At 55.3% G+C, this 17,562-nt stretch carries 18 protein-coding genes; 1 reads left to right on the forward strand and 17 read right to left on the reverse strand.

The genetic code is table 11. From position 1 onward, the window contains the following. Positions 1 to 4: 4 nt before the first annotated feature. The 15 genes from mazG to rpoE all read right to left on the reverse strand — a co-directional run bounded on the left by mazG (position 5) and on the right by rpoE (position 14,301). Positions 5 to 817 carry a nucleoside triphosphate pyrophosphohydrolase gene (gene mazG / locus CLV83_RS20785; RefSeq protein ID WP_132297335.1) on the reverse strand — a complete coding sequence of 271 codons (813 nt, stop codon included), beginning with the start codon at positions 815 to 817 and terminating at the stop codon, positions 5 to 7. After that, on the reverse strand, positions 814 to 3,078 hold the full coding sequence (gene relA / locus CLV83_RS20790; protein WP_132297338.1) for a GTP diphosphokinase: 2,265 nt from the start codon (positions 3,076 to 3,078) through the stop codon (positions 814 to 816). Before relA ends, mazG begins: the two co-directional genes overlap by 4 nt. Positions 3,079 to 3,298: 220 nt before the next feature. Further along, on the reverse strand, positions 3,299 to 4,195 hold the full coding sequence (gene cysM / locus CLV83_RS20795; RefSeq protein ID WP_132297341.1) for a cysteine synthase CysM: 897 nt from the start codon (positions 4,193 to 4,195) through the stop codon (positions 3,299 to 3,301). A gap of 103 nt (positions 4,196 to 4,298) precedes the next feature. After that, positions 4,299 to 4,673, reverse strand: coding sequence for a holo-ACP synthase (acpS, locus tag CLV83_RS20800; protein ID WP_132297344.1), 375 nt, complete (start codon positions 4,671 to 4,673; stop codon positions 4,299 to 4,301). Continuing rightward, complete coding sequence (gene pdxJ / locus CLV83_RS20805; protein WP_132297347.1) at positions 4,670 to 5,440, reverse strand: pyridoxine 5'-phosphate synthase; 771 nt, start codon at positions 5,438 to 5,440, stop codon at positions 4,670 to 4,672. Before pdxJ ends, acpS begins: the two co-directional genes overlap by 4 nt. A 10-nt stretch (positions 5,441 to 5,450) precedes the next feature. Then, positions 5,451 to 6,140, reverse strand: a complete 690-nt coding sequence (gene recO, locus CLV83_RS20810; protein WP_132297350.1) for a DNA repair protein RecO — start codon at positions 6,138 to 6,140, stop codon at positions 5,451 to 5,453. Continuing rightward, positions 6,140 to 7,066, reverse strand: a complete 927-nt coding sequence (gene era, locus CLV83_RS20815) for a GTPase Era (protein WP_132297353.1) — start codon at positions 7,064 to 7,066, stop codon at positions 6,140 to 6,142. The genes recO and era overlap by 1 nt, the downstream gene beginning before the upstream one ends. Further along, positions 7,063 to 7,752, reverse strand: a complete 690-nt coding sequence (rnc, locus tag CLV83_RS20820) for a ribonuclease III (protein WP_132297356.1) — start codon at positions 7,750 to 7,752, stop codon at positions 7,063 to 7,065. Before rnc ends, era begins: the two co-directional genes overlap by 4 nt. Continuing rightward, positions 7,749 to 8,126, reverse strand: a complete 378-nt coding sequence (locus CLV83_RS20825; RefSeq protein ID WP_132297359.1) for a DUF4845 domain-containing protein — start codon at positions 8,124 to 8,126, stop codon at positions 7,749 to 7,751. The genes rnc and CLV83_RS20825 overlap by 4 nt, the downstream gene beginning before the upstream one ends. An 11-nt stretch (positions 8,127 to 8,137) precedes the next feature. After that, positions 8,138 to 8,950, reverse strand: coding sequence for a signal peptidase I (gene lepB / locus CLV83_RS20830; protein WP_132297362.1), 813 nt, complete (start codon positions 8,948 to 8,950; stop codon positions 8,138 to 8,140). 8 nt (positions 8,951 to 8,958) lie between these two features. Then, positions 8,959 to 10,758, reverse strand: coding sequence for a translation elongation factor 4 (lepA, locus tag CLV83_RS20835; RefSeq protein WP_132297365.1), 1,800 nt, complete (start codon positions 10,756 to 10,758; stop codon positions 8,959 to 8,961). A gap of 141 nt (positions 10,759 to 10,899) precedes the next feature. After that, positions 10,900 to 12,315 carry a DegQ family serine endoprotease gene (locus tag CLV83_RS20840; RefSeq protein WP_243642461.1) on the reverse strand — a complete coding sequence of 472 codons (1,416 nt, stop codon included), beginning with the start codon at positions 12,313 to 12,315 and terminating at the stop codon, positions 10,900 to 10,902. A gap of 33 nt (positions 12,316 to 12,348) precedes the next feature. Continuing rightward, entirely contained in the window at positions 12,349 to 12,786 is a 438-nt protein-coding gene (locus CLV83_RS20845; RefSeq protein WP_132297368.1) for a SoxR reducing system RseC family protein, read from the reverse strand. A 4-nt stretch (positions 12,787 to 12,790) separates the two neighbouring features. Then, positions 12,791 to 13,651, reverse strand: coding sequence for a MucB/RseB C-terminal domain-containing protein (locus CLV83_RS20850; RefSeq protein ID WP_132297371.1), 861 nt, complete (start codon positions 13,649 to 13,651; stop codon positions 12,791 to 12,793). A gap of 62 nt (positions 13,652 to 13,713) precedes the next feature. Then, positions 13,714 to 14,301: an RNA polymerase sigma factor RpoE gene (gene rpoE / locus CLV83_RS20855; protein ID WP_132297374.1), complete on the reverse strand. Its 588-nt coding sequence runs from the start codon at positions 14,299 to 14,301 to the stop codon at positions 13,714 to 13,716. 248 nt (positions 14,302 to 14,549) lie between these two features. On the opposite strand from rpoE, the gene nadB reads away from it, so the two are divergent. Then, a complete protein-coding gene (nadB, locus tag CLV83_RS20860) occupies positions 14,550 to 16,154 on the forward strand; it encodes an L-aspartate oxidase (protein ID WP_132297377.1) in 1,605 nt (534 codons plus the stop codon). On the opposite strand, the gene CLV83_RS20865 is transcribed toward nadB, so the two are convergent. After that, complete coding sequence (locus CLV83_RS20865; RefSeq protein WP_132297380.1) at positions 16,127 to 16,615, reverse strand: hypothetical protein; 489 nt, start codon at positions 16,613 to 16,615, stop codon at positions 16,127 to 16,129. The two genes, nadB and CLV83_RS20865, sit on opposite strands and share 28 nt — an antisense overlap. Further along, positions 16,569 to 16,823, reverse strand: a complete 255-nt coding sequence (locus CLV83_RS20870; RefSeq protein ID WP_132297383.1) for an FAD assembly factor SdhE — start codon at positions 16,821 to 16,823, stop codon at positions 16,569 to 16,571. The genes CLV83_RS20865 and CLV83_RS20870 overlap by 47 nt, the downstream gene beginning before the upstream one ends. Between the last annotated feature and the right edge of the window lie 739 nt (positions 16,824 to 17,562).

The raw sequence follows: 17,562 nt of genomic DNA on the forward strand, positions 1-17,562 counted from the left end.
CGGTTTACAGCCCTTGCTGCTTAGCTTCATTCCACCAGGCATCAAGCTGCTCAAGACTGAAGCTGGACCAGTCGCCGCCGTTCGCCTCAACCTGGAGTTCGATGTAACGGAAACGGCGCTCGAATTTGGCGTTGGTTCCGCGAACCGCCTGTTCAGGGTCCACATCCAGGTGTCTGGCCAGATTCACCTGTGCAAAGAGGATATCCCCCATCTCGGAACGGATCTCTTCCTCACGACCGGCAAGAATCGCTTCGCGCAGCTCCGCGATCTCCTCTTCGATCTTATCCAGCACCGGCAGCGCCTCTCCCCAGTCGAAGCCGACCTTGGAGGCTCGCTTCTGCAGCTTGGCAGCACGACTTAACGCCGGCAGCCCCTGGGGAATTTCATCCAGCACGCCGCTGCGCGCCTTGGCATCACGCTCCTGCTGTTTGATCTCCTCCCAGCGCTGCCCGACCTGATCCGTATCGATTGCCTGTTGGCGTAACTCACCGCGCAAGGTGCCATCCGGAAACACGTGAGGATGGCGCCGAATCAGCTTTTCCACCAGCTGATCGACAATGGCGTGGAAATCAAAACGCTGCTCTTCCTGGCCAAGCTGAGCATAGAAAATCACCTGAAACAGCAGATCTCCCAGCTCATCTTTGAGATGCGGCCAATCCTTACGTTCGATGGTATCGGCCACTTCATAGGCCTCTTCCAGCGTGTGCGGTACGATGGAGGCAAAGTCCTGCTGCAGATCCCAGGGGCAACCGGAGTCAGGGTCTCGCAGCCTCTGCATCAGGTAGATCAGATCATCGAGGGAGTAACTCAAAGTCAGCCTCCCCGACGCTCACGATGCACATCCATCACGTTCTGGATCTGGTTGATCTTGTCCATGACTCGGCCGAGCATATCCAGCCGTGCTATCTCGATGGTCAGCGACAGGCGCGCCAGGTTGCTCTTCGGATCAGTGGCAGTGTTGGCAGCCAACACATTGATGTGCTCGTTGGCCAGAACCATCATCACGTCACGCAGCAGACCGGAACGGTCGAACGCTTCGATCGACACATCCACCGGATAGGTGGTGGCACGCTCCTCGCCCCAGTCCACACCGATTACCCGGTCCGGTTCCTGATCCTTCAGCGATAGCAGGTTGGAACAATCCTCTCGGTGAATAGAGACGCCGCGTCCCTGGGTGATATACCCCATGATCGGGTCTCCTGGTACCGGCTTGCAGCAGGACGCCACCGTTGTCAGAAGGTTTCCGACACCGAGAATGCTGACGCCCTTGCCCCCCTGGCGCGGTTCACTGGTACTGCTGCTGGGCAGGCCCAGATCCAGCTGCTGATCGTCCTTCTCATCGCTCTCGACCTGCAGCTGTGCCGCATTGATGATCTGTGAAAGACGCAGATCACCGGCCCCCAGTGCTGCATACATATCCTCGGTCTGCTTGAAGTGCAGCGCCTTGGATACTTCCGCCATCTCTATCTGTTGGCTGTCCAGAGCCAGTCGGCGCAATTCGCGCTGAATGATGTCACGGCCCGCTTCGGCATTCTGATCCTTCGCCTGCAGCTTGAACCAGTGTGCCACCTTCGCGCGGGCACGGGAGGTATTCACATACCCCAGGTTGGCGTTGAGCCAGTCGCGACGGGGGCGCTCTTCACCGGTCAGTACTTCGACCTGGTCACCGGTTTTGAGAGGCCGGTTCAAGGGTACGATGCGGCCGTTGATACGCGCTCCACGGCAGCGGTGCCCGATCTCTGTATGCACCCGGTAAGCGAAATCCACGGGCGTAGCGCCACTGGGCAGGTCAACCACATGCCCTTCCGGGGTGAATACGTAGACGCGATCCTGCACGGCATCGCCACGCAGCATATCGCTGAGCTCTTCACTGCCGCCCAGCTCATCGTGCCACTCAAGAACCTGACGCAGCCAGGAGATCTTCTCTTCATAGCCGTCACGACGGGCTTTGGTATCGGTGCCCTTGTAAAGGTGGTGAGCACAGACACCGAGTTCAGCCTCTTCGTGCATGCTGAAGGTACGGATCTGTATCTCCAGCACCTTGCCTTCCGGACCAAAGACGGCCGTATGCAGCGAGCGATAACCGTTGGGCTTGGGCGAGGCGATATAGTCATCGAACTCATGGGCGATGTTACGCCAAAGGCCATGAACGATACCCAGCACGGTGTAGCAGTCACGCAGCTCTGGCACCAGGATGCGCACGGCGCGTACATCGTAAACCTGGCTGAATTCGATGTTCTTGCGCTGCATTTTGCGCCAGATACTGTAGATGTGCTTGGCGCGCCCCATCACCTCACCCTCGATGGAGGCATCCTTGATCCTGTCGCGCAGCATCTCTACCACTTCGTTGATGTAGAGCTGGCGGTCGAGGCGCTTCTCATCGAGCAGCTGGGCGATGTGCTTGTAGTCGTTGGGCTTGAGGTAACGGAACGAGAGGTCCTCAAGTTCCCACTTGATATGACCTATCCCCAGACGGTGGGCCAGGGGGGCGTAGATATCGAAGACTTCACGCGCCACCAGGTAGCGCTTCTTGCGGGAGCCATCCTTGACGCTACGGATGGCACAGGTGCGCTCGGCGATCTTGATCAGGGCGACGCGTACATCATCGATCATGGCCACCAGCATTTTGCGCAGGTTATCTACCTGCGCAACGCCGGTACCGAGCACGTTATCGACGCTGCGGGGGTTTTTCAGAGAGCCGATGGCCGCCATCTGCAGCACGCCATCAATCAGGTCCGCAATCACCCTGCCGAAACGCTCGCGCACGGTTTTGATATCGAGTTTGGCTTCACGCACGGAACGGTAAAGAACCGCCGCCACCAGCGTTTCCTGATCCTGATTAAGTTCAGCCAGGATCTGAGCCATCTCGAGGCCGGTGAGAAAGCTGCCCGGCGTCGTCTCGCTCCAGCTGTCTTCCTCTTCCGGCACATCTTCATGCGCCTTGCGCGCCAATTCACAGGCACTGCGTATCTGATCCAGATCGGAAAGCGGCACCAACTCCTGCAGTCTGTCGAGCCAAAGCTCCAGATCTACGCTGCCATCTTCCCTTACCGGGTGGTCTTCTCGAACTTTTACCATGGAGTCACACCACTCCTGTCACTCGCTGCTGCCACGCGCCTTGGCCTCGGTGCGTCCCTCCCCTCTCAACTCCCGTTCAGAGGGGGGCGCCAAACCAGGCACATGCGATGAACATCCCACATTTCCAGGACAGACTACCGGACCGGCCACCTGGCCGGCGGCGCTATTCTAATCCTTCGGGCGGTCTGACGCGAGTCGACCTGTGGCGACACCTGAGGGCTCAGGGGTTATAGACACCGGTAGAGAGATAACGATCACCACGGTCGCAGATGATGCAGACGATGGTTGCGCCCTCGACCTGCTCAGCCAGGCGCAGCGCTCCGGCGACAGCACCGCCGGAACTGACGCCACAGAAAATACCTTCACGTCGTGCCAGTTCTCGCATGCAGTTTTCAGCATCGGTCTGGGAGATATCCACCACACGATCCACTCGCGCAGCTTCATAGATGCTTGGCAGATACGCTTCAGGCCAGCGCCGGATCCCCGGAATCTGAGAGCCTTCCTGAGGTTGTAATCCCACGATCTCTATCTCGGGATTCATCTCTTTCAAAAACCGGGATGTACCCATAATGGTGCCGGTGGTCCCCATGGAGCTGACAAAGTGGGTGATCGTCCCCTGTGTCTGCTCCCAGAGCTCCGGACCGGTGGTGCGGTAATGAGCTTCGGGATTATCGGGATTGGAGAACTGGTCCAGCACCCGGCCTTCGCCGGCCGCCTGCATCTCAAGCGCCAGGTCACGAGCCCGCTCCATCCCCTCTGCCTGGGTCACCTGGATGAGCTCGGCACCGTAGGCAGTCATCGCCGCCTTACGCTCTTCACTCATGTTATCCGGCATGATCAACTTCATGCGATACCCCTTAATCGCCGCGGCCATAGCCAATGCGATACCGGTATTGCCCGACGTTGCCTCGATCAGGGTGTCACCCGGCTTTATCTCACCGCGGGCTTCCGCCAGGGTAATCATGCTAAGCGCAGGACGATCCTTTACCGACCCCGCCGGGTTGTTGCCCTCGAGCTTGCAGAGAATCAGGTTGTCATTAGGCGCCTGGATACGCTGCAGACGCACCAACGGCGTATGGCCGACACAGTCGGCAATCGTGGGATATTGCACAGACATTTTATGATCCGGGAAGAGGTTGTAATATCAAAATGGAATAAAGGCGGGGGATTTTATTCCGCATATACCGGATAATATCAAGCACAGGTCGGAATGGACAGCCTCAGCCCTCGGCGATAACCGTTGCCACCACATAATGGCGCTCGTCGCTGTAAGAGAGGTGCCAGTGCTTGATACCGCGGCTGCTTGCGATCTCTGCAGCGGTATCACAAAAGTTGAGTAGCGGCCGCCCAAGGTTATCCTTGGTGATCTCCACATGCTGCCAGCCTACGCCTCGACCTATACCGGTACCCAGCGCCTTGACCGCTGCTTCCTTGGCAGCAAAGCGCTTGGCAAGGAAGCGAGCCGGCTCTGAGGACTGCTCAAACAGGGAATACTCATCGCCTGTGAGGATACGGCGCGCTAAGGTAGCGCGCCGACTGAGAGCAGCCTCGATACGGGCGACCTCGCAGATATCGGTGCCAAGCCCCAGGATCATCGACGAATGGCGTCCCTGCGCTCCTGCACACGCTGTTGAGCATTCAGCATCAGCTCACGCATCTCCACCACCGCCTGTTTGAGACCCACAAACATCGCATGGGCGATCAGCCCGTGGCCGATGTTCAGCTCATGCAGCTCCGGAATCTCCGCCACCGGCTCCACATTGTGGTAATGCAAACCGTGTCCAGCATTCACTACAAGACCAAGATCACGGGCGCGGCGCGCTGCCTGCTTTATCCGCTCCAGCTCAGTTTTCTGCTGGGAACCCTCGGCGTCTGCGTAGGCTCCGGTATGCAGCTCGATCACCGGAGCCTGGCAACGGGCAGCGGCTTCAATCTGGGTGGTATCCGGATCGATAAACAGGGAGACCTCACAACCGGCCTTGGCCAGTCGCTGGCAGGCCGCTGATACGGCTTCAAAATTACCCGCTACATCCAGGCCACCTTCAGTGGTGAGTTCTTCACGCTTTTCCGGCACCAGACAAACATGGGCAGGGCGAATTTCTTCGGCAAAGGCGAGCATCTCCTCGGTAACCGCCATCTCCAGATTCATGCGTGTATTCAACACCTGAGCAAGCAGACGCACATCCCGCTCCTGAATATGGCGACGATCTTCGCGCAGGTGCACGGTGATACCGTCTGCCCCCGCCTCTTCGGCCAGCAATGCCGCATGAACCGGATCGGGATAACGGGTCCCCCGCGCCTGACGCAGGGTAGCGATATGATCGATGTTTACACCCAGAAGCAGACGATTTGGATCTACCACGGTTTACTCCTTAATTCTTTGACGCGACCGCTTTTGAAAACAGCAGTCGGCTGTTAAGAGGACGATCCCCAAGCAGTTCCCCAAGCACCTCACGCATCAACAGTTTCGCACTGCGGCGCACGCCCGGATCACTGTAGTCATCCTCCGCGATAGCACGCAGATGTGAGCCGGGATAGGCTGTTCCAGAGCGGCTGGGGACAAGGCCCTGCTGTGACTGATAAGTATAGGAAAGCGCTGAATCCTTTACCGAGAGGTCCAACGAGAACCCCAGCTCCTCGAGCAGCTGACGCTCAAAGGTGCGCAAAGCACCCTCAATATCTTCTCCGCTCTGCAGCTCATTGAGCACATAGCGGTAATAGAGAAACAAACGTGGGCAGGGCTCCCCCGGTTGCAGCAGGCGCTGCAGCAGTTCGTTGACATAGAGCCCGCAGAGCAGCGACCTGCCCGCCAGGGGCGGTGATATCTCGACGGTTTCTACCTGGCTGAGGTTTTTAAGCTCGTGTCGCCCCTGCCACCCTAGCTGCAAAGACTGGAAAGGCTGCAACGACGACCTCAGCCTGGCGCGAGGACGCCGAGCGCCCTTCGCAACCGCGCTGATCAGTCCCTGTTCAAGCGTGAGTAGATCTACCAGTAGACTGGTTTCGCGGTAGGGCCGGCTGTGCAGAACATACCCGGCCGATGCATCGACCCTCGGGCTCATTATTCATGCCTGTAGCCAAGGCTCTGCAGTGCGCGCTCACTATCGGCCCAACCCCGCTTCACCTTGACCCAGAGGTTCAGCATCACCTTGGTGTCAAACATGCGTTCCATGTCGAGACGGGCGTCACGGCCGATCACCTTGATAACGGCACCCTTGTCACCGATAACAATCTTTTTCTGCCCTTCTCGCTCAACCAGAATCAAGGCACTGATGGTCAGCAGCCCCTCTTCAAACTTGAACTCTTCGATCTCGACCGCCGTGCCGTAAGGCACCTCTTCGCCGAGGTTTCGCATCAGCTTTTCACGCACCAGTTCAGCCGCTACAAAACGAGAGCTGCGATCGGTGATCTGGTCTTCCGGGTACATATGCACACCGGCCGGGATATAACGAGCGACCGTTTCTTCGAGCTGATCGACGTTATGCCCCTTCTCCGCTGAGATCGGGATAATCTCGGCGAAAGAGAGCTTGCTTGAAAGCTCTTCAAGCTGCGGCAGGAGCGACGCTTTATCTTTCAGCAGATCGACCTTGTTGACCGCCAAAATCACCGGACAACGCACATGACGCAGCTTATCAAGCACCGCCTCGTCCTCTTCGGTCCAGGCGGTCCTGTCCACCAGGAACACAACCAGATCCACGTGACGCAGTGCTTCGCTGGCGGCGCGGTTCATATAGCGGTTCAGCGCCTTGCCCCGCTCGTCGATATGCAGCCCCGGAGTATCCACGTAGACGACCTGCATACCCTCCTCGGTTTTAATACCGAGAATCTGATGACGCGTGGTCTGAGGCTTTTTCGAGGTGATACTGAGTTTCTGACCCAGAATCCGGTTCATCAGCGTAGATTTACCTACGTTGGGACGGCCAACGATGGTGACATATCCGCAGCGGGTTTCATCTTCCCCCGGCAGTTCATCGATCCGGTCAGTCATGATTTTTCTCCGAGCAGGTTCAGCGACTCGAGTGCTGCACGCGCGGCTTCCTGCTCCGCCTGACGCCGGCTGTTACCGACCCCCTCGGTAGACTCTTTCAGCATCGCCACATCACAGCGGATATGGAATGTCTGAGCATGAGCCTCTCCCTCTACCGACAACAGCTCATATTTCGGCAGGCTTTCGCGCCGTGACTGCAGGAACTCCTGCAGACGAGTCTTGGAGTCCTTCAGACTTTCGTTCAAATCCAGCGAGTCCAGACGCCCCTGGAACCAGCTCAGGATAAACGGACGGACTCTGTCCATATCCGTATCGAGATAGATAGCACCGATGATCGCTTCCACCGCATCTGCAAGAATGGAATCGCGACGGAAACCACCGCTTTTAAGCTCACCGGACCCTAAGCGAAGGTAGTCACCGATCCCCAGTTCGCGGGCGATCTCCGACAGCGTCTCGCCTTTTACCAGACGCGCGCGCAGTCGGCTCATCTGTCCTTCACGTGCGGCCGGAAACTTGGAATAAAGCGCTTCTGCGATAACAAAGTTAAGGATGGAGTCACCGAGAAACTCCAGACGCTCGTTATTACGTTTACCGCAGCTGCGATGGGTCAGCGCCAGTTCAAACAGGCTGGCATCGGAAAAATCATGTCCCAGACGTCGGGAAAGTTCAGATATAGGCTTAATCAAGGTTTTCTGGCTTCAAAGTGCTCTTCAAATTTAACAACCGCGTCTACGTTGTAGAACATCGGTACACGGCGCTCATATTTCAGGTCGAAGTAGATGACCCCTTCTTCCAGTTTAAGCTTAAGATCCTCGCGATCCTGAAGGCTTACCTGGTTGATTCGAAGACGTCTATCGATATCACGACGAACCTCTCCCAGCGGCTTTTTCAGCTCTTCCTGATCAAGCGATATATCCTCGACAACCGACTTGATCGTCAGGTGATCCCAGTAAGGTGTATAGAGCTTGAAGCCCACGGTGAAAAAGACTCCAGCAACCATAATGACGATCAGTATCGACAGTATGGAAGCTCCCTGCTCTCTGTTTTTGCAAACGTTCATCCCGCTTTCCCTCACTCGATTGAACGAATCGCACTAAAGTCAGGAATGCTGAGCAGCTCCTTCCAGTGCATCCAAACTGCCACGGCACGCCCTACAAGCAACTGCTCTGGCACAAATCCCCAGTAACGACTGTCGTTACTGTTATCTCGATTATCACCCATGACGAAATATTCGCCCTCAGGCACCGTCCACTCGGCATTCAGCGTCGGGCGTTCAACATCACGGTATATTTCGTGTTCAACACCTCCGAGCGTTTCATTAACCAAAAGACGCTCAGGACGACCTGGCGGCAACTGGGCAACTAAAGCCTGCGGCTGAGCTTCGCCGTTTACGTAGACCACCTTATTGCGATAGGTGACCACGTCGCCCGGCAGCCCTACGACGCGCTTTATATAATTTACACTCGGATTCTTCGGATACTTAAACACCACCACATCGCCTCTCACGGGTTCATCAACCGACAGGAACTTGGTGTTCAGTACTGGTAGTCTCAAGCCGTAGTGAAACTTGTTAACCAGAATATAGTCTCCGATCTGCAAAGTCGGCAGCATGGAGCCTGAAGGGATTTTAAACGGTTCAAACAGAAAAGAGCGCAGTACCAGTACGATTAACAGCACCGGGAACATGGACCGGGAAAGATCAGCCCAGCCGCTGGGCTGCATCACTAACTTACTGGCAGATTCGGGTAGTTCCCCACCCGCTTTCAACTCGGCATCGGCCAGTTTCGCTTTGCGCTTCGGAACAAACACCAAGGCATCAAGCAGGTAAAGCAAGCCGGTCACCGCAGTGGCGACCACCAGAATCAAGGCAAAATCGAAGTTCATCCCAGCCCTCAGCTATCCACTTTAAGTACAGCCAGGAAGGCATCCTGCGGGATTTCAACCCGGCCTACCTGCTTCATCCGTTTTTTGCCCTCTTTCTGCTTGGCCAGCAGCTTCTTCTTACGACTGACATCACCGCCGTAGCATTTCGCCAGTACGTTCTTGCGCAGCGCCTTTACCGTGGTTCGGGCTATAACTTTACCGCCAATAGCCGCCTGAATCGCCACATCAAACATCTGCCGGGGAATCAGCTCTTTCATCTTTTCACACAGGATACGGCCGCGGTACATGGCATTATCCTTGTGCAGAATTACAGCCAGTGCATCCACCTTCTCACCGTTGATCAGAATATCCATGCGTACGAGCTTAGCCGCTTCAAAACGCTGGAAGTTGTACTCCAGTGAAGCGTAACCGCGGCTGGCTGACTTCAGACGATCAAAGAAGTCCAATACCACCTCAGCCATCGGCAACTCATAGGTGAGCTGTACCTGAGAGCCAACAAACTGCATGTTTTTCTGCACCCCACGCTTTTCAACACAGAGGCCGATCACCTGCCCAAGGTAGTCCTGGGGTACCAGTATGTTGGCCTGTACGATCGGCTCTCGCATTTCGCGAATAGCACCGGGGTCTGGCAGCTTCGAGGGGCTATCGATATAGACAACCTCGCCACTTTGCAGCTCAATTTCATAGACTACGGTGGGTGCCGTGGTGATCAGATCAAGATCATATTCACGTTCCAGACGTTCCTGAATAATCTCCATATGGAGCATACCGAGGAAGCCACAACGGAAACCGAAGCCCAATGCATCAGAAGTTTCCGGCTCAAAGAAAAGTGACGCATCATTCAGCGTCAGCTTATCGAGCGCTTCACGAAAGTCTTCATAGTCATCCGCACTGGTGGGGAACAGGCCGGCGTATACCTGCGGCTGCACTTTCTGGAAGCCGGGAAGGCGTTCAGTCTCCGGATACTTGGCATGGATCAGGGTATCCCCCACAGGGGCGCCGTGGATATCCTTGATACCGGCAACCACGAAGCCCACTTCACCGGCACGCAGCACACCTGTTTCCTTCCGCTTGGGCGTGAAGATACCCACCAGTTCTGCCTGATGAGTCTGTCCGGTGGATTTAACCAGGATCTTGTCTTTTTTCTTCAGCGTCCCCTGAGTAACACGTACCAGTGAGACGACACCAAGATAGTTGTCAAACCAGGAATCGATGATCAGCGCCTGCAGAGGGGCATCCACATCACCTTCTGGCGCCGGGATGGTTTTGATCAACGCTTCCAAGACATCTTTGACACCTTCGCCCGTCTTGGCAGAGCAGGGAATCGCGTGGGTTGCATCGATACCGATCACTTCCTCGATCTCGTGCTTGACCCGCTCAGGTTCGGCCTGGGGAAGATCCATCTTGTTAAGAATCGGAAGAACCTCCAGCCCCTGCTCAATAGCGGTATAACAGTTGGCAACCGATTGCGCCTCCACCCCCTGGGCAGCATCAACGATCAGCAGCGCGCCTTCGCAGGCGTAAAGGGATCGGGACACCTCATAAGAGAAATCCACATGTCCGGGGGTATCGATAAAGTTCAGCTGATAGGTTTTTCCATCATCGGCCTCATAGTCCAGCGTGACGCTCTGCGCCTTGATAGTAATACCGCGTTCACGCTCGAGATCCATGGAATCCAGGACCTGCTGTGCCATTTCCCGGTCCGACAGTCCGCCGCAGGTCTGGATCAGGCGATCCGCCAGGGTGGATTTGCCGTGGTCAATATGGGCGATGATCGAGAAGTTACGTATATGGTCCAGCTTGCTCACAATAGGGCTACTCGGTTCCAACTGAGGAAAAACTAACAAAATTCAGAAGCGCAGCAGTGTACCGTATTTCCCTTGATACAGCATCTCTAGTACAAGGAGTACACAACGAAAAAAGGGGCCTTAAGCCCCTTAGTACCCTTGTTACTCCGACAATTTCAGCGGAATAAAGAGCGGACTACCGCGCCGTACGATCCGCATCGGGACAGAGCGGTCTGCAGGCAGGTCTGCAACCACCTCCGAAAACTGATCAACAGTCTGAATCTGCTTACCGTTGAGCATGGTAATCACATCGCCCGCAACAACCCCTGCATTGGCACCGGCACCTTCAGTAACACTCACCACTATGACGCCTGATCGCACATTCCACTTCTCCCGGTGAGCATCGGTGAGAGGCTCAACCGTCAGACCAAGCAGATCCATCGACGCTGGCTCTGGCGCGGTTTCGATACCCAGATCCGGTTCGCCCTCAGGCAGCAGCCCGACAACGACATTAAGCGTTTCCTTTTCACCGCCACGTATCACTGTCATCTCGACTTCAGAGCCCGGCTTAACCCGGCCAACCATATGAGGCAAATCGGAAGAGAGCGCTATGGGGCGACCATCAAAAGAGGTAATCACATCACCTTCAAGCACTCCGGCCGCTTGTGCGGGACTATCCGGTAACACCTTGGCAACCAGCGCACCCGCAGGTTTAGCCAGACCAAAAGATTCGGCCAGATCGCGGTTAACTTCCTGGATGATTACGCCCAACCAACCGCGACTTACGTGGCCCTGCTGTTTCAGCTGGTCGGCCACATCCATTGCCACATCGATAGGGATAGCAAAAGAAAGTCCCATGAATCCGCCGGAACGGGTATAAATCTGAGAGTTGATACCTACAACCTCGCCATCGAGATTGAACAGAGGGCCACCCGAATTCCCCGGATTGATTGCCACATCGGTCTGAATGAACGGCACATAGCTCTCATTGGCCAGCGCCCGCTCTTTCGCACTCACGATACCGGCCGTCACCGTATGGTCAAAGCCAAACGGAGATCCGATAGCAAGTACCCACTCACCCACTTTGAGATCGCGTGTTTTACCGATTTTGACCACCGGCAGATCCTGAGCGGCTATCTTGAGCAGGGCCACATCTGAACGCGCATCTGCACCTACGACCTCAGCCTCAAGTTCGCGGCGGTCATTCAGCCGTACCAGAATTTTCTCGGCACCCTTAACCACATGATTGTTCGTCAGGATGTAGCCATCGTCGGAGATGATAAACCCGGACCCAAGAGATTCAGGCGCTCGACGCGGCTGTGAGTTAAACTCCGGCAGGTTACGGAAGAAATGGCGAAACATCTCGGGAATTTCGTCCATATCACGACCACCGAAAGCCCCTGCATCCTGGGGCCGCTCTGCCTGAACGGTGCTGATATTTACAACGGCGGGAGCAGAATCCTCCACCAGCTCGGTGAAGTCAGGGAGCGACGCCGCGGATGCAGTGGGTGCGAGTACAATCGCGACCCAGGCAAGCATTAAAAAGCCAAGATGCCGGATCTTCGTTTTAGCGTACATAGAAACCCTCTCAAGAAATAACGTACAGGAAGGTTAACTGACAAGACGCAACAGCACGGGCTGGTAGCATCCCTCTGAGGAATTGCGTGTCGATATCCAACGAGCAGCGGCAAAGCCGACCGCCAGGCCAGCAAGACCACTGAGAACCTGGAAGCCTTCACTGCCGCCCAGGAAACGGGCAACGATAGCCGCAAGAATAAGGGTCAAAAGGGGAAGAAAGTACACCATCACTGATGCCTTGATCAGGCTCCCCTCTTCCAGCCCGATAACAACCGACTGGCCTACAGCAGGAAGGACCCTATTGGGGTTGAGCACAGACAGCTCGACCGCCTTACCACTCGTCCACTCGGACAAAGCGCCTTGCCCACAACCCTTTTTGGCACTACAGGCTGCACAGGCGCTTTGCCGACTTGCTTCTATCCAGATCTCCTCACCTTCGATACGGGAGACCTGGACGACTTCCTCGATCATAGAATTACCTGATCTGCTTCACATTCGATGCGATACGATCGGCAATCATCAGCGGGATATCTCCCACTACGGTAATAAAGTGGGAACCCTGGTTACGCCCCAGAGCAATAAGCCCGTCGGATTGCGCGACACCTTCAGAGTTCTGCTGATTTTTCTTGGGCTCAACCGTGACCGAAAAGGCAGACTCACCGTTAGAGTACATGATAACTTCGCCATGCGGCATCATGTCATGCCGTACCGGCTTAAAGCCGTCCGGTAGCCACGCGCTGGTCCACTGCGGCTGACGCGTACCAAGAAGCTGCTCATGTTGATCGATGTAACGGCTCAACCCCTGGGACAATCGAATAACGTCCGGTTCAGCGGCGTTGGTGTTTACGATCTGGGTGGAATCACCAAACTGTGTACGCACCAGATCATTGGAGATCGGTGTACGAGCTGAAATCGTTTGCGCCGGTCTGTTGTTGGTTACCTCATTCTGTGCGACGGAGCCATCAATGGACTCGGTACCGGTCCCTATACCGAAGTTATTCGCCCCCAGAATGACGACAGCTGTCACAGAAGCAGCTACTGCCATGCTGGCAACGGAGCGCCCCACCGAGCTAATCGATGCTTTGCTAAACCAGCTGGGAGATTTCGACTTGGCCGTATAGGCAGGCTCAGACTCCAGCGCTGCAGCGATACTGGCACTGATATCCTCCCGAGCACCAACAGGCTCTCCTTTCAGCACAGAACGAGTGAGCTGATATCGTTGCCAGGTCTGCCCCACTTCGGGGGAGTCGCCTGCGCGATCAAGCAGGCGCCGCAACTCGAAATCGCTAGCCTGATCATCCATCAGAGCTGACAGCCCTTCTTTCCACTCACTCATGCCGTGTTCCTCAAAATGCGAAACTTTCTGATTTTATTACACACACAAGCCTTCGCCCTGGATCAGGGCTCCAGCAAAGGTTGTATTTCCCGGTCAATTGCTTCCCGGGCTCGGAATATTCGCGAGCGCACCGTGCCGATAGGGCACCCCATAATGCTCGCTATATCCTCATAGCTCATGCCTTCGAACTCTCTCAGGGTCAACGCGACCCGCAAGTCTTCCGGCAGCTGATTCAACGCCTGCTTAACAACCCGCTCCATTTCGTCGCGATAAAGTCGATTCTCAGGCGTTTCTATGTCTTTAAGCTCGCTGTCGCCCTCAAAAAAGTGGGCATCAGCAACATCGACATCTGTATCTGGCGGCCGTCTGCTGCGGGCTACCAGGTAATTCTTTGCCGTGTTGATCGCTATCCGGTAAAGCCAGGTATAAAAGGCACTTTCGCCCCGGAAGTTGGGCAACGCCCGGTAAGCCTTGATGAATGCTTCTTGGGCCACATCCATCGCTTCGCTATGATCGTAAACATAGCGCCCCACCAACCCGATAATCTTGTGCTGGTATTGCTTTACAAGAAGATCGAATGCGCGCTTGTCTCCCGCCTGTACACGTTTTACCAGTTTCTGGTCAGCAGAGGCCTGACTCTCGTTAGACACTAAGATTCCTTTACATCCGACTTCGATATATCCCGCCGATACTCCGCGGGGGTTATACAAAGAGTATGTCGTTCACAACTAACGCATTGCAACAAGAACCCTGTACCGACCATATTCAATTCGTATGAGTAGAAGTGCAGTTCTAAGTTCCATCAGGGCGACGATTTTTTCCCAATTAGCCGTGCTGCGCTCCCCTCACTGGGTGCATAATAGGCCTTTCACTGTGGAGAGAAGGACCAGACCGTCTGATGAGTGTGCAAGAGTATGACGTTCTAATCATCGGTAGTGGCGCAGCAGGCCTCACGCTTGCACTTAATCTGCCATCCCATGCCAGGATCTGCGTTCTGAGCAAAAGCGAGCTTGAAAACGGCTCTACCTGGTTTGCCCAGGGCGGCGTTGCCGCTGTGCTCGATGATAACGACAGTATCGACGCGCATATAAAAGATACCCTTGTTGCAGGCGCCGAACTCAGTCGTCCAGACTCAGTGAACCACACCATCTCTGGTAGCAAGGCAGGTATAGACTGGCTCGTTGAGCAGGGAGTTCCCTTCACTCAGGAAAGTGAAAGCTATCATCTGACCAAGGAGGGCGGTCACTCTCACCGCCGGATCATTCATGCCGATGATGCGACCGGCAGAGCGATAGAAGAGACGCTGATAGAAAGAACCAGCAAAAAAGAAAACATCGATTTACGCGAACACCATATCGCTATCGATCTGATCACACGCCGGAAGCTGCACCTGCCATCCAACGCCTGTGTCGGCGCTTACGTGCTCAATGCCTCTACCGGTCATGTCGAAGTATTTAAAGCGCACAACGTCATTCTTGCCACCGGAGGTGCCTCCAAGGCCTACCTTTACACCAGCAACCCCGACGGTGCGACTGGAGATGGCATTGCCATGGCCTGGCGTGCTGGATGTCGAGTTGCCAATCTGGAATTCAACCAGTTTCACCCTACCTGCCTGTTCCATCCTCAGGCCAAGTCGTTCCTGATCTCAGAAGCGGTCAGAGGCGAAGGCGGTATCCTGAAGCTTCCCGACGGCACCCGGTTTATGCCGAACTTTGATTCTCGGGCGGAGCTCGCTCCTCGTGATATCGTTGCGCGTACCATTGACCACGAGATGAAACGTCTCGGTTGTGAATGCGTCTATCTGGATATTTCACATCGCCCGGCCGATTTTATTCGCAGCCACTTCCCGACTATCTATGAGCGCTGCCTGAGCTACGGTATAGACATTACACGCGAGCCAATTCCCGTCGTTCCTGCGGCTCACTATACCTGTGGCGGTGTAATGACAAATCTCGCGGGTCAGACCGACCTTAAGGGACTCTACGCCATCGGGGAAACCTCGTTCACGGGTCTGCATGGCGCTAACCGGCTTGCATCCAATTCGTTGCTTGAATGTATTGTGTACGGTCGTTCTGCCGCCGAAGCGATCAGTGCATCACTGGGAAGCCTTGAGCCTCTTCCGGAGGTTCCAAGCTGGGACGAAAGTCAGGTAACAGACTCCGACGAAGATGTAATCATTGCGCACAACTGGGAAGAGCTACGCCGCTTCATGTGGGATTACGTCGGCATCGTTCGCACCAACAAGCGGCTGCAGAGAGCCCAGCACAGGATCACTCTGCTGCAACAGGAAATCACCGAGTACTACAGCAACTACAAAGTCAGCCGCGACCTCATCGAACTGCGCAACCTTACCACCGTAGCCGAATTGATCGTGCGCAGTGCGATGCTAAGAAAGGAAAGCCGCGGGTTGCACTACACTCTGGATTATCCAGAGCTGGCACCAGAAAGGCAGGACACCATTCTCGCTCCTATCAACTACCCCTGGCCAGATGCTTCACGCTGAGGGAAGCCACCCCACCCCACCATGACTTTCAAGCGACGCCAGTTGGAGCCATCCAGCTGGTCTCGCGTCACCACCACCCAAACTGGCCTGACCCGTTTCTCTGTAATCACACTCATCGAAATCAGGCCAGGCACCGCTGCCATCGTCAGCGTTTCCTCCACCTTTAGCCTCGTGCCGTCGGCCATCACAAGCTCCAGGACTTTCTCATCGGGATACCAGCTCAGCCCGGTAACAAGTTCGTCACGACCAAAACTGCGCCAGGGAGACAGGGAAAAAATCTGAGACAGCAGCAACCCCACCAGGGTTACTGCCAGGGTGAAGAACGGCAAGCCAAGGCTGAAAAGCGCTCCAGCAGCGATAATATGTACAAGCAGAATCGCCTTGGGCAGGCGACCGGAGCGCTGAAAACTTAATTCAAGCGGGTTGAACGCGCTTGAGTATGATGTTGACGATTCTGGCAAGGTCCGGATCCTTCGGCACTTCGCGCTGCATAAACCATACAAACAGGTCCTGATCTTCACAGGCGAGAAGTTTCACAAACCGATCCTGGTCCGCTGCGTCCAGGTCTCGAAACGCCTCTTCCACAAACGGAACGAACAGAACATCCAACTCCAGCATTCCACGACGACTCTGCCACTGGAGACGACGAATATCCTCTTCTGTATACATCTTAACCCTCTCGAAATACCGGTCTGAATTGCCCGCGTATTTAACCGCTTTTCTGCATAAACTGCTACTGGCGGGGATCAAGATAAGTGGTTAGCTGTTTTGCGGAAGGAGAGATTCAACAGGTACGACTCGCCAGCAACGTCTTCATTAACTCCGGTACTAGTTTCAATCGGCATGCTAGCTACGTCCTACAAGGTCAATTTACGCCTGCGGATAGCGGTTTCCGATAGGAGCAGCGCACTCATAGCGATTAACTGTACATTGCTTCGCGTTTTGCAGATAAAGCCAGATCGAGTGGGGATGGTTTGTGCAGGTTAGAGAGTCTCTGTGGGGAATAGCCTGGGTTAGGTCGCAAGCGGTACTTGAGGCTCCTAGAAGACAAAAAGCGGCTGAGATCGATGATCTGCTTTAAGTCAGACGAGCGCTGCTTGTATGAGCCTGGCAGGAAACTGAACAGCGATGACCTACAGTGATCAGAAGCGCTGCTTCTGACCCTTCGGGCGTTAGCTGCTATAGGTCGATGATGAAGAGCTGAGCTTGGCTGAAGGGGCGAACAGCGATGACCTACTTTAGGTCGCAAGCAGCGCTTGCGATCCTTCGGACGCCTGCGGCGCCTGATCCTCGTGCCTCTGGCATAGAGGCTCTCACATGGGCCTGTGTAGTAAGGGGCGGCATCGCCGCCCAATACGAAAAAACCCCAGTACCAACGGTACTGGGGTTCTTCGTATTAGGTGCCTGG

The organism is Marinobacterium mangrovicola, assembly GCF_004339595.1.
GTDB classification, from domain to species: domain Bacteria; phylum Pseudomonadota; class Gammaproteobacteria; order Pseudomonadales; family Balneatricaceae; genus Marinobacterium_D; species Marinobacterium_D mangrovicola.